Origin of the sequence: Micromonospora sp. WMMA1949 (assembly GCF_027460145.1) — a bacterium.
Classification (GTDB): Bacteria; Actinomycetota; Actinomycetes; order Mycobacteriales; family Micromonosporaceae; genus Micromonospora.
This window is the reverse complement of the sequence record NZ_JAPZBG010000001.1, coordinates 1,096,465-1,109,237: the sequence shown is the minus strand read 5'-3', so window position 1 is coordinate 1,109,237 and position 12,773 is coordinate 1,096,465. Positions and strand designations below refer to the sequence as shown.

Below are 12,773 nucleotides of genomic sequence, written 5' to 3'. Positions count from 1 at the left end.
GCCGCCATGGAGCAGCATCTCTACGAGCCCGTCCACGACGAGTTCCGCGACCTGTGCCGCCGGTTCCTCGCCCGGGAGGCGGTGCCGCACCACGAACGCTGGGAGGCCGACGGGATCGTCGACCGGGAGGTCTGGCGGGCTGCCGGCGCGGCCGGGCTGCTCGGCCCGGACGTGGACCCGGAGTACGGCGGCGGCGGGCAGCACGACTTCCGGTTCAACGCGGTGCTGGACGAGGAGATCGTCGCGTCCGGGTGCTCGGGTCTCGGGTTCGGCCTGCACAACGACGTGGTCGCGCCGTACCTGACCGAGCTGACCACCGGCGACCAGCGCAAGCGGTGGTTGCCGGGCTTCTGCTCCGGCGACCTGGTCACCGCGATCGCGATGAGCGAGCCAGGCGCGGGCAGCGACCTGGCGGGCATCCGCACCAGCGCGGTGCGCGACGGCGACAGCCTGGTCCTCAACGGGCAGAAGACGTTCATCACCAACGGTGAGATGGCCGACCTCGTGGTCGTGGTGGTCAAGACCGCGCCGGACCAGGGCGCCCACGGGGTGAGCCTGGTCGTGGTGGAGAGCGGCACGCCGGGCTTCAGCCGGGGCCGCCGGCTCGCCAAGGTCGGCCTGAAGGCCAACGACACCGCCGAGCTGTTCTTCGACGACTGCCGGGTGCCGGCGGAGAACCTGATCGGCACCGAGAACCACGGCTTCTACCACCTGATGGCCAACCTGCCCCGGGAACGGCTGAGCATCGCCGTCGCCGCGGTGGCGGCCTGCGAGAAGCTGCTCGCGCTCACCATCGAGTACGCCCGCTCCCGCGAGGCGTTCGGGCGGCCGATCGGCCGGTTCCAGCACAACCGGTTCCTGCTGGCCGAGCTGGACACCGAGGTCACCATCGCGCGGACGTTCGTCAACCACTGCATCGCCGAGTTCAACGCGGGCCGCCTCTCGGTGACCGACGCGGCGAAGGCCAAGTGGTGGACCACCGAGCTGCAGACCAAGGTCGCCGACCGGTGCGTGCAGCTGCACGGCGGCTACGGCTTCATGGCGGAGTACCCGGTGGCGAAGGCGTGGCTGGACAGCCGGGTGCAGACCATCTACGGCGGCACCACCGAGATCATGAAGGAGATCATCGGCCGGGGCCTCGGCCTGTAGCGAAACCGGGTGCCTACCGGGCGGGCCGGTGCGGGAGGATGGGGCACCCGTCCCCACCAGGAGCGCGCATGTCCACCGACCTGACCGCGCCGGCCCCGCCTCGGCCCGACGTCGCCGGCATCCAGCGGCGTACCGTCCGGCTGCTGTTCCTCACCCAGATCATCGGCGGCATCGGCGTCACCATCGGCATCTCGGTCGGCGCGCTGCTCGCCGCCCGGGTGGCCGGCACCGCCCTGGCCGGGCTGGCGCAGAGCGCCGGGGTGGTCGGCGCCGCGCTGCTCGCCATCCCGGTCACCCGGCTCATGGCCGCGCGTGGCCGGCGGCCGGGGCTGGTCCTCGCGTACGCGGTCGGCGCGGTCGGCGGCGTGCTGGTGGTGGTCGCCACCGCGACGCGCCTGGTGCCGTTGCTCTTCGTCGGCATGCTGCTGTTCGGCGGCGGCACGGCGGCCAACCTCCAGGCCCGCTACACGGCGGTGGACCTGGCCGAGCCGCAGCGCCGGGGGCGGCAGCTCTCGCTGGTCGTGTGGGCCACCACCATCGGCGCGGTGGCCGCGCCGAACTTCGCCGCGCTCGCCGACGACACCACCCGGGGCTGGGGCCTGCCGGCGCTGGCCGGCCCGTTCGCCTTCAGCGCCGTCGCGTTCACGCTCACCGCCGTCGTACTCCTGGTCCTGCTCCGGCCGGATCCGCTGCTCACCGCGCGCCGGCTGACGGCGGCCGAGCCGGCACCGGGCGCCGCACCGGCGGTCACCCGCCGCGGTGGCATGGTCGCCGCGTGGCGCACGGTACGCGGGCGGCCGGCCGCCCGCCTCGGCATCGCCGCGGTCGCGGTGGGGCACCTGGTGATGGTCGCTGTCATGTCGATGACCCCGGTGCACCTCGGCGAGTGGCACTCCGACGCGGACGTGCTTCCCGTGGTCGGCCTGGTGCTGAGCCTGCACATCGCCGGCATGTACGCGCTGTCGCCGGTGGTGGGCTGGCTCACCGACCGGTTCGGCCGGCGGCCGGTGATCCTCGGCGGGGTGGCCCTGCTGCTGGCCGCGTGCGCGGTCTCCGGCACCGCAGGGCACAGCACACCGCTGCTGTCGGTGGGGCTGACGCTGCTCGGGCTGGGCTGGTCGGGCACGATGGTGGCGGGCTCGACGCTGCTGTCGGAGTCGGTGCCGACCGCCGACCGGCCCGGTGTGCAGGGCCTGTCCGACCTGCTCATGGGGCTGGCCGGAGCGGGCGCGGCAGCGGCGAGCGGGTTCGTCATGCGGGCCGTGGGGTACCCGACGCTCACCCTGCTGGCGGCGATCGCGGTGGTGCCGCTGGTGGCGCTGGCGCTGCGCCGTCCCGGCGCGGCGCCACTCGACGAGGAGGACTGAACACGTGCGGCTGACCGACTTCTGGACGCGGCTGGAGGAGGCGTTCGGGCCCGGCTACGCGGCCAGCATCGCCAGGGACCAGGTGCTGTCCCAGCTCGGTGGGCGGACCATCGAGCAGGCGCTTGCGGCCGGTGAGCAAACGCACGTGGTGTGGCGTGCCGTGGTGGCCGCGTACCCGGACCGGGTGCCCGCCCGACTACGCTGAGCAGCCTTTTCATCGATCCCGCGTGTCGCTTGCCCAGTCGTACACCTGTTCGGCTATTGTCCACAGCGGGGTGCTCGTCCACAGCTCACGGCCCGTCGGCTGGTTTTCTGTCGGACCCAGCGCCTAGCGTGTCCCGCGTGACGCGAAGCTCAGGAAAGACGCCGGCGAAGGCAGGGGTGGCAACGATGGCAGCAGGGCCTGACCGGGAGAAGGCGCTCGACCTTGCTCTCGCTCAGATCGACAAGCAATTCGGCAAGGGTTCGGTGATGCGGCTGGGGGAGCGGCCCGTCGTGCAGACGGCTGTCATCCCGACCGGCTCCATCGCGCTCGACGTGGCGCTCGGCGTGGGCGGTCTGCCCCGCGGCCGGGTGGTCGAGATCTACGGTCCGGAGTCCAGCGGTAAGACCACCGTCGCGCTGCACGCGGTCGCGAACGCCCAGCGCGCCGGCGGCATCGCCGCGTTCATCGACGCGGAGCACGCGCTCGACCCGGAGTACGCGCGGGCACTCGGCGTCGACACCGACGCCCTGCTGGTCTCCCAGCCGGACACCGGCGAGCAGGCGCTGGAGATCGCCGACATGCTGGTCCGCTCCGGCGCGATCGACATCATCGTCATCGACTCGGTGGCGGCCCTGGTGCCGCGCGCCGAGATCGAGGGCGAGATGGGCGACAGCCACGTCGGTCTCCAGGCCCGGCTGATGAGCCAGGCGCTGCGGAAGATCACCGGCGTGCTCAACAACACCGGCACGACCGCGATCTTCATCAACCAGCTCCGCGAGAAGATCGGCGTGATGTTCGGCAGTCCGGAGACCACCACCGGTGGCCGGGCGCTGAAGTTCTACGCCTCGGTCCGGCTCGACGTGCGCCGCATCGAGAGCCTCAAGGACGGCACCGACGTGGTCGGTAACCGCACCCGGGTCAAGGTCGTGAAGAACAAGGTCGCCGCGCCGTTCAAGCAGGCCGAGTTCGACATCATGTACGGCAAGGGCATCTCCCGCGAGGGCTCGCTGATCGACGTCGGCGTGGAGCAGGCGATCATCCGCAAGTCCGGCGCCTGGTACACCTACGACGGCGACCAGCTCGGTCAGGGCAAGGAGAAGGCCCGCGAGTTCCTCCGCGAGAACCCGGACGTCGCGGCCGAGATCGAGAAGAAGATCCTGGAGAAGCTCGGCGTCGGCACCGGTGGTGCGGGCGACGCAGCCGGTGGCCCGGAACTGCCGCCGGTCGACTTCTGATCCGCTGATCCGTGGCAGGACGACGCGCCCGTACGGGCCGGGGCTGGGATGCCGGTCCACCCCGTACGGGCGACGCCACAGGTACGCCCCGGCCTCGCCGGGGGCGCCGTGATCGCGCGGCGGAGCCCGATGCAGGGGAGGCTCCGGCTCCGCCGCGCGACGAGGCCGAGCTGGCCCGGGAGATCTGCCTGCGGCAGCTCGCGGTCCGCCCGCGCACCCGGGCCGAGCTGGCCGGTGCGCTGGCCCGCCGGGGCATCTCCGAGGAGGTCGCCGAACAGGTCCTCGACCGCTACGACGAGGTGGGCATCGTCGACGACGCGGCCTTCGCCCGCGCCTGGGTGAGCAGCCGGCACAACGGCCGTGGGCTGGCCCGGCGGGCGCTCGCCAACGAGCTGCGTCAGCGCGGCGTCGACGGCGAGGTGGCCGGCGCGGCCCTGGACGGGCTGGACGAGGAGACCGAGGCGGAGACCGCCCGCGCCCTGGTGGAGCGCAAACTGCGCAGCGCGCGGGGCGAGCCGGACGCGGTGTTCCGCCGACTGGTCGGCATGCTGGCACGCAAGGGCTACCCGGCCGGGGTGGCGATCCGGGCGGTGAAGGACGCGCTGGCCGCGCAGAGCGCCGAGGCGGCCGAGTTCGCCGAGCACATCGACGCCGACGCGATGGCCGACGCCGAGCAGGATCTCGACTCCCGCCGGCTCGACTGACCGACCGGCAGCGCTCGTCGCGGCTGCCGTCCCGAGGAGAGGCGCACCACCGTGCTGAAGGCGTGTCTCAACGGCACACGACGCCGCGACGAGCACCCCGCGGTGCCGCTCACCGCGGCCGAACTGGCGGCTGACGCCGTACGCTGCGCGGCCGCCGGGGTGGCGGCGGTGCACGTGCACCCGCGCGACGACACCGGCGCCGAGTCACTCGACCCGGCGGTGATCGCCGCGGCGGTCACCGCCGTCCGGGCCGCCCGTCCCGGCCTGCCGGTCGGCGTGAGCACCGGCGCCTGGATCGTTCCCGACCCGGCCGAGCGGATCGCCGCCGTCCGCGCCTGGACGGTGCTGCCCGACTTCGCCTCGGTCAACGCCCACGAACCGGGGGCGGCCGAGGTCGCCGCCGCACTGCACGAGCGCGGCGTGATGGTCGAGGCGGGCCTGTGGACCCTGGCTGCTGTCGACGCCTGGCGCCGCTGGTCCGCGCCCACCGGGCGGGTTCTCGTCGAGTGCATGGCCGAGCAGGTCACGACGGCACTCGCCGACGCCGCGGCGATCCTCGCCGCGCTGCCCGGAGAGTGCCCACCGGTGCTGCTGCACGGGGAGGGGCCGGCCACCTGGCCGGTGTACGCCGAGGCGGTCCGGCGGGGCCTGCACACCCGCATCGGCCTGGAGGACACGCTGCTGCTGCCCGACGGCACCCAGGCCCCCGATAACGCCACCCTGGTAACCACAGCCCTAACCGCCGCCACCCCCTGACCCACCCGGCCCCGGTCCCGCCCACTCCAGCCCCGTTGACCATGAAGTTGACGGCATTTCCCATCCGGTTTGTCCAGGCCAACTTCATGATCGAGCCCGTCAACCTCATGATCGTGCGGGGAGAGGGCGGGCGGCGTCGATGGGGGAGGGGGCGTGAGCAGGTCGGGAGCGGCACCGAGGGGCGGGGTTTGTCCTGGCCTGTCCGGCATCTGATCACCAGTGAGTGACGCCGTAACTTCTCTCCGTCCGGGTGGTTTGATCATGACTCCTTGACCGAACGGCCCCTCGCGACCTAGCCTCGCCATACAGGCTCACTTTGCCCGACCAGCGCAGGCTAAGCGCACAACATAGATCTCGTAACAGAACAGCATCACTTTGGCCAGCTACACCGGCCCTTGACGGGCGCTCCGGAGCCACCGGAGCCTCCGACAACTGCAACCGGCCGTCAGCGGTGCCCCGCACGGGACACTGCCGACGGAAAGCTGCCCACAGCCAGCCGCTCCGGTCGGGCGTCCAGAAGCCGCAGGCGCGTGTCCTTCGCGCGTGTCCTGCGGCGCCGACGTTCACGGGGAGGCGGCCATGGCAGGGCGGCACAGGTTCAGCGGCGGTCTGCCACACGGCCCCGACCCCTCATCGGTGGGCGACAGCCCGGCGACGAAGCCCCGACGGGCCGCCGCCGGGCGGAACGGCGGAGCGGGGCGGGCCGGCGGAGCGGGGCGGAACGGCGACGCCCGCCGGGTCGCCGGAGTGCGGCGGGCAAGCGCGTCCGCGTACCGGTGCGGAGCGGCTCGATGAGCGCCTTCGACGTCGTCCTCCTCGTGGTCGTGCTGCTGCTCGTCGTGGTGGTCGTCGGCGCCGTGCTGTTCGGCGTGCGTACCCTCAAGCGGCTCAGCCTGGCACCCGCGCCGGAGGACCCGGCGTTCATCGCGGAGAAGGACCGGCAGGAGCAGTCCCTTGCGGCATTGCGGACGGCCGCCGACGAGGTGAACAGCACCATCGACGTGGCGAAGTCCGCCGCCTCCGCGGCCCGGGCCGAGGCGGCCGCCGCGAAGGCGGAGGCGAAGTCCGCCCGGGCGGAGGCGCGGCGGGTGCTCGACGACGCCCGCGCTGAGGCCGACACGGTGCTGGAGCGCGCGCACAAGCAGGCCGAGGCGGACGCCGAGCAGCTGCGTACCGCCGCGCGGCGCAGCGGCGAGCGCGAGGTGGCGGTGCTGGCCGCCACCACCCGGGAGCAGGCGGCCGAGGTGGAACGTCGCGCCGCCCGGATGGACGAGCGGGAGCGGCTGCACACCGAGGAGGTGGAGCGGCTGGCCGAGCGGGAGCGGCAGCTCACCGCCGCCACCGCGGCGCTGGCTGCCCGGGAGGCCGCCCTGGCCGAGCGCGAGCGGAAGCTGACCGAGGTGGAGGAGCAGCGCCGCCGGGAGCTGGAGCGGGTGGCCGGGCTGACCGCCGACGCGGCCCGTGCCGAGCTGGTCGAGTCGATCGAGGGGCAGGCCAAGCGGGAGGCCGCGCTGCTGGTCCGGGAGATCGAGGCGGACGCTCGGGGCAGCGCCGAGCAGCGCGCCCGCAACATCGTGGTGGACGCGATCCAGCGGGTCGCCAGCGAGCAGACCGCGGAGAGCGTGGTCAGCGTGCTGCACCTGCCCGGAGACGAGATGAAGGGACGCATCATCGGCCGGGAGGGGCGCAACATCCGCGCCTTCGAGTCGGTCACCGGCGTCAACCTGATCATCGACGACACCCCCGAGGCGGTGCTGCTGTCCTGCTTCGACCCGGTACGCCGCGAGGTCGGCCGGGTCACGCTGGAGAAGCTGGTGCTCGACGGCCGGATCCACCCGCACCGGATCGAGGAGGTCTACGACCTGGCCCGGCAGGAGGTGGAGGAGCTGTGCCTGCGGGCCGCGGAGGACGCGCTGGTCGAGGTCGGCATCACCGAGATCCACCCGGAGCTGGTCACGCTGCTGGGCCGGTTGCGCTACCGCACGTCGTACGGGCAGAACGTCCTCAAGCACCTGGTGGAGAGCGCGCACATCGCCGGGGTGATGGCCGCCGAGCTGCGGCTGGACGTGCCGACGATCAAGCGGTGCGCGTTCCTGCACGACATCGGCAAGGCGCTCACCCACGAGGTGGAGGGCAGTCACGCGATCATCGGCGCGGACGTGGCCCGCAAGTACGGCGAGAGCGAGGACGTGGTGCACGCCATCGAGGCGCACCACAACGAGGTGCCGCCGCAGACCATCGAGGCGGTGCTCACCCAGGCGTCTGACGCCTGCTCGGGCGGGCGGCCGGGCGCGCGGCGGGAGAGCCTCGAGGCGTACGTCAAGCGGTTGGAGCGGATCGAGGAGATCGCGGCCGGCAAGCTGGGCGTGGAGAAGGTCTTCGCCATGCAGGCGGGCCGGGAGATCCGGGTGATGGTCAAGCCGGACGACGTGGACGACATCGGCGCGGCGGTGCTGGCCCGGGACGTGGCCAAGCAGATCGAGGAGGAGCTGACCTATCCGGGTCAGATCCGGGTCACAGTGGTGCGCGAGTCGCGGGTCACCGAGATCGCCCGCTGACCGGCGCGGACAACGGAGAACGGGCGGGTGGGGATCTCCCCACCCGCCCGTTGCGTGTCCGTCGGACGCCGTCAGCTCACAGCGGCGTGGCGCCGGTGCCACCGTCGGTCTGCGTGGACACCACCGGCTTGGCCGCGGTGCGCGGCAGCCGGGTCAGCCGCTTCTGCAACCACCAGGCCAGCACCGACAGCAGGCCGCAGATGCTGATGTAGATGGCCGCGACGATCAGGTACGTCGGCACGTACGGCAGGCCGAACGCCAGCCGGCCGCCGATCTGCTTGCCCACGAAGAGCAGCTCCGGGTACGTGATGATGAAGCCGAGCGCGGTGTCCTTGAGCAGGACGACGAGCTGGCTCACGATCGCCGGGAGCATCGACCGGAACGCCTGCGGCAGCAGGATCAGCCGGAGCACCTGGTTCTTGCGCATGCCGATCGCGTACGCGCCCTCGGACTGCCCGTACGGCACGGCGTTGATGCCGGCGCGGAAGATCTCCGCCAGCACCGAGCCGTTGTACAGCGTCAACCCGATGACCAGCGCCCAGAACTTGTCGATCGGCCAGCCGTACTGCAGCGGCACGTAGTAGCCGAAGAAGATCAGGATCAGCAGCGGGATGGCGCGGAACAGCTCCACCACGAATGTGGCGGGAGCGCGGAACAGCACCTTGTCGCTGAGCCGGGCGCTGGCGAAGAACGCGCCGAACAGCAGCGCCAGCACGGTGGCGACGGCGGCGACCTTCAGCGTGGCCCAGAGGCCGTTCAGCAGCTCCCGCTGCACGGCCGCGTACTGGAACTGTTCCCACTTGCGGGCCTCGAACTGGCCGGTCTGGTTGAACTTGTAGACCACGAACGCGATCAGCGCGACGATCGCCGCGATCGAGACGATGCCGAGGATCCGGTTGCGCATCCGGGCCTTGGGGCCGGGGATGTCGTAGAGGACGCTGCTGCTGCTCATCGGGCCACCGCCCACTTGCGCTCGAGGATCCGCTGGAGCACCACCAGCGGGATGATCAGGATCAGGAAGCCGATGACGATCCAGGTGAGCACGATGAACTGCGGCTCACCCCGTTCCGACATGTACGCCGGGATGGCGCCTGCTTCCAGCACGGAGAAGCCGGCAGCGATCGTGGTGTTCTTCAACATGGCGATGAGCACGCTCATCATGGGCGGGACCATGGCCCGCAGCGCCTGCGGCAGCACGATCAGCGTCAGCACCTGGGCGAACGTCATGCCCAGCGCGCGGGCCGCCTCGGCCTGGCCGGTGGCGACGGTGTTCACGCCGGAGCGGACCACCTCGCAGATGAACGCCGAGGTGTACGCGATCAGCGCGATGCAGGCGCTGTTGAAGTAGTCGATGTTGACGTCCAGCTTCGGCACCGCGAAGACGAGGAACGCGAACACCAGCGTCAGGGGAGTGTTGCGTACCAGGTTGACGTAGGTGGCGCCGAACGCCCGCAGCGCGGGCACCGGGGACACCCGCATCGCGCCGAGCAGCATGCCGAGGACGAGACTGCCGACGCCGGCGATCAGGAACAGCTTGACGGTGTTGAAGAACCCCTCGCGGAACAGGCTCGCGTTGTCCGTCAGGACGCGGAAGAACTCGCCCATACCTCGCTCTCACTCTCTCCAGACGGGACCGGGCGGGGAGGAAGGACCTCCCCGCCCGGTCCGACGTCGGTGCGGACCGTCAGTACCGCTCGAGCTGCGGCGGGGTGGCCGGCGAGCCGGACTTGCCGAGCGTGCCGTCGTAGATCTTCTTCCAGGTGCCGTCGGTGAACGACGCCTCGATCTGGTCGTTCACGTAGTCACGCAGGGCCTTGTCGTCCTTGGGCAGGCCGATGCCGTACTTCTCGGTGCTGAACGGCTGGCCGACGACCTTGAGCTCGTCCGGGTTCTGCGCGGCGTAGCCCTTGAGGATGGCGTCGTCGGTGGTCACCGCGTCGACCTTCTTGTCGAGCAGCTGCGAGACGCACTCGGAGTAGGTCTTGAACTCGACGATGTTCTCGCCCTCGGTCAGGCCCTCGTCGCGGATCTTCTGGATCGGCGTGGAGCCGGTGGCCGAGCAGACCTTCTTGCCCTTGAGCGTGTCCTTGCCGGTGATCGACGACTCGTCCTTGCGAACCAGCAGGTCCTGGCCGGCGACGAAGTACGGGCCGGCGAAGGAGACGTCGTTCTTGCGCTTGTCCGTGATCGAGTAGGTGCCGACGTAGTAGTCGATCTCGCCACCCTTGATCGCGGTCTCGCGGTTGGCGGACGCGATCTCCTTGTACTCGATCTTCGCCGGGTCCACGCCGAGCGTGCTGGCGACGTACTGAGCGATCTCGATGTCGAAGCCGCAGCGCTTGCCCTGAGCGTCCTTGTAGCCGAGGTTCGGCTGGTCGAACTTGACGCCGATGACGACCTTGCCGGCCGACTTGATCTTCTCGAAGGCCGGGCTGCCAGCGACGTTGGCGTCCGTCTTGGGGGTGAAGGTCACGCCCGAGCTGCTGCAGCTGTCGCCCTGCGCCCCACCGCTGGCGTTGCCGCCGCCGCTGGGGGCGGGGTCCCCCTCCTTGCCACAGGCGGCCGCGGTCAGGGCGAGCGAGGCCATCATGGCCATCGCCGCCACGCGCTTGTAACGCATATTCATCTCCTTCTTCGACGGAGTCGACGGGACGACTCCACTACGGGCGCTCAGTGGGTGAGGATCTTGGAGAGGAAGTCCTTGGCCCGCTCGCTGCGCGGGTTCGCGAAGAACTCGGCCGGCGGCGCGTCCTCGACCAGCTTGCCGTCGGCCATGAAGATGACCCGGTTGGCCGCGTGCCGGGCGAAGCCCATCTCGTGGGTGACCACGACCATGGTCATGCCCTCACGGGCCAGCGACGTCATCACGTCGAGCACCTCGCCGACCATCTCCGGGTCCAGCGCGCTCGTCGGCTCGTCGAACAGCATCGCCTTGGGCTGCATGGCCAGCGCGCGGGCGATCGCCGCCCGCTGCTGCTGGCCGCCGGAGAGCTGCGCCGGGTACTTGTCCGCCTGGTTGGCGATGCCGACACGGTCCAGCAGGGCCAGGCCACGCTCACGGGCGGCGGCCGGCTTCTCCCTGCGGACCTTGACCGGCCCCAGCGTGACGTTCTCCAGGATGGTCTTGTGCGCGAAGAGGTTGAACGACTGGAACACCATGCCGACCTCGCTGCGCAGCTTGGCCAGGGGCTTGCCCTCGGCCGGCAGCGGCTGCCCGTCGAACGTGATGGTGCCCTTGTCGATGGGCTCCAGCCGGTTGATGGTGCGGCACAGCGTCGACTTGCCGGAGCCGGACGGGCCGATCACGACGACCACCTCGCCCCGGCCGACGGAGAGGGACACGTCGTCGAGCACGTGCAGCGGCCCGAACCACTTGTTGACCCCGTCGAGCACGATCAGCGGGTCGCCCGTCGTCACGTCGTCCACCGTCCCTGTCGTCCATGGCGGAATTCGGGGGTCGGTCGACCCCCGGTTGGGCAACTGTAGGCGGGGTGACATGGCGGAACGCAACTCAGTTGGTCACGGAGCGGTAACACCGGTCACCGGCGTACCGGCCCGTCCGAATTTCGTCACCGTCCGGGTGGGCCGACTGGCGCCGAAGCCGCAGGCCGGAGATCATGAGGCGATGACCGACGCGATCCGGCTGACCGACTACGCCCGCGGTGGCGGCTGCGCCTGCAAGATCCCGCCCGGCGAACTGGAGGCGATGGTCGCCGGGCTCGGCGCCACCGGCGGTTCGGCCGACCTGCTGGTCGGCCTGGAGAACGGCGACGACGCCGCGGTGGTCCGGCTGGACGAGCGTACGGGTCTGGTGAGCACCGCCGACTTCTTCACCCCGGTGGTCGACGACGCCTACGACTGGGGGCGCATCGCCGCCGCCAACGCGCTCTCCGACGTGTACGCGATGGGCGGCACCCCGCTCGTCGCGCTCAACCTGCTCTGCTGGCCGCGCGGTGTGCTGCCGCCGGAGATGGCCCGCGAGGTTCTGCGCGGCGGTCTGGACGTGGCCCGGGAGGCGAACTGTCACCTGGCCGGCGGGCACAGCGTGGACGACGACGGCCCGAAGTACGGCCTGGCGGTCACCGGTGTGGTCCGGCCGGAGGAGCTGATCACGCTCGACGCCGGGCGGGCCGGACTGCCGCTGTCGCTGACCAAGCCGCTCGGCGTGGGCGTGCTCAACACCCGGCACAAGCAGACCGGGCAGCGCTTTCCCGAGGCGGTCGAGTCGATGGCCCGGCTCAACCGGGACGCGGCCCGCGCGGCGGTGGCCGCGGGCATCCGCTGCGGCACCGACGTGACCGGTTTCGGACTGCTCGGGCACGCCTCGAAGCTGGCCCGGGCGAGCCGCCTGACGGTGGCGATCGACGCGGCGGCGGTGCCGTACCTGCCCGGTGCGCGGGAGGCGATGCGCGACGGGTACGTCAGCGGTGGCACCCGGCGCAACCTGGAGTGGGTCACCCCGTGGACCGACTTCGGCGGCGCCGACGAGGGGGAGCGGCTGCTGCTCGCCGACGCGCAGACCTCCGGCGGACTGCTGGTCGCCGGTGAGGTGCCGGGCGGCACGGTGATCGGTGAGCTGCTGCCGGCTTCGGAGCACCTGATCCGGGTGCGCTGAGCTGCGATTCGCGGCGCGGCTGGGCCGCCGGCGCGGCACCGTACCCGATAAACTGTCATCTTCCAGCTACTCTGGGCAACGTCGCCCGAGGGAATTTTGCCCGGAATGGTCACAGACCGGTAACTTGCGCCCGGCTGAGGTCAAATGCACCCCACCATCGTCTTTAAGGCCCGATCCGGAGGCC

At 71.4% G+C, this 12,773-nt stretch carries 11 protein-coding genes and 1 pseudogene; 8 read left to right on the top strand and 4 right to left on the bottom strand.

What is annotated here, in order from left to right; genetic code table 11:
- Window positions 1-6: 6 nt before the first annotated feature.
- The 7 genes and pseudogenes from O7607_RS04905 to rny all read left to right on the top strand — a co-directional run bounded on the left by O7607_RS04905 (window position 7) and on the right by rny (window position 7,974).
- Window positions 7-1,149, top strand: a complete 1,143-nt coding sequence (locus O7607_RS04905; RefSeq protein ID WP_269701279.1) for an acyl-CoA dehydrogenase family protein — start codon at window positions 7-9, stop codon at window positions 1,147-1,149.
- A gap of 68 nt (window positions 1,150-1,217) precedes the next feature.
- Window positions 1,218-2,530: pseudogene (locus tag O7607_RS04900) on the top strand (MFS transporter).
- Window positions 2,521-2,721 (top strand): DUF3046 domain-containing protein, encoded by a 201-nt coding sequence (locus O7607_RS04895; RefSeq protein WP_030504158.1) that lies wholly within the window; start codon window positions 2,521-2,523, stop codon window positions 2,719-2,721. Before O7607_RS04900 ends, O7607_RS04895 begins: the two are co-directional and overlap by 10 nt.
- 185 nt (window positions 2,722-2,906) lie before the next feature.
- Window positions 2,907-3,956, top strand: a complete 1,050-nt coding sequence (gene recA / locus O7607_RS04890; RefSeq protein WP_013284729.1) for a recombinase RecA — start codon at window positions 2,907-2,909, stop codon at window positions 3,954-3,956.
- 11 nt (window positions 3,957-3,967) lie between these two features.
- Window positions 3,968-4,660, top strand: a complete 693-nt coding sequence (locus O7607_RS04885; protein ID WP_269701274.1) for a regulatory protein RecX — start codon at window positions 3,968-3,970, stop codon at window positions 4,658-4,660.
- 51 nt (window positions 4,661-4,711) lie between these two features.
- The gene (locus O7607_RS04880; protein WP_269701272.1) at window positions 4,712-5,416 is read left to right on the top strand and encodes a 3-keto-5-aminohexanoate cleavage protein; all 705 of its coding nucleotides are present in this window, start codon (window positions 4,712-4,714) and stop codon (window positions 5,414-5,416) included.
- Between the two features lie 791 nt (window positions 5,417-6,207).
- A complete protein-coding gene (gene rny / locus O7607_RS04875) occupies window positions 6,208-7,974 on the top strand; it encodes a ribonuclease Y (RefSeq protein ID WP_269701270.1) in 1,767 nt (588 codons plus the stop codon).
- 76 nt (window positions 7,975-8,050) lie between these two features.
- Here the strand turns inward: rny and O7607_RS04870 are convergent, their stop codons facing one another.
- The 4 genes from O7607_RS04870 to O7607_RS04855 form a co-directional block, all read right to left on the bottom strand.
- A complete protein-coding gene (locus O7607_RS04870) occupies window positions 8,051-8,926 on the bottom strand; it encodes an amino acid ABC transporter permease (RefSeq protein WP_269701268.1) in 876 nt (291 codons plus the stop codon).
- A complete protein-coding gene (locus tag O7607_RS04865; protein ID WP_194802967.1) occupies window positions 8,923-9,579 on the bottom strand; it encodes an amino acid ABC transporter permease in 657 nt (218 codons plus the stop codon). Before O7607_RS04865 ends, O7607_RS04870 begins: the two co-directional genes overlap by 4 nt.
- A gap of 79 nt (window positions 9,580-9,658) precedes the next feature.
- Window positions 9,659-10,594 carry a glutamate ABC transporter substrate-binding protein gene (locus tag O7607_RS04860; protein WP_269701266.1) on the bottom strand — a complete coding sequence of 312 codons (936 nt, stop codon included), beginning with the start codon at window positions 10,592-10,594 and terminating at the stop codon, window positions 9,659-9,661.
- 50 nt (window positions 10,595-10,644) lie between these two features.
- Complete coding sequence (locus tag O7607_RS04855; protein WP_269701264.1) at window positions 10,645-11,400, bottom strand: amino acid ABC transporter ATP-binding protein; 756 nt, start codon at window positions 11,398-11,400, stop codon at window positions 10,645-10,647.
- A gap of 199 nt (window positions 11,401-11,599) precedes the next feature.
- Between O7607_RS04855 and selD the strand changes: the two genes are divergently transcribed.
- Window positions 11,600-12,589 (top strand): selenide, water dikinase SelD, encoded by a 990-nt coding sequence (gene selD, locus O7607_RS04850; protein WP_269701262.1) that lies wholly within the window; start codon window positions 11,600-11,602, stop codon window positions 12,587-12,589.
- Window positions 12,590-12,773 lie beyond the last annotated feature (184 nt).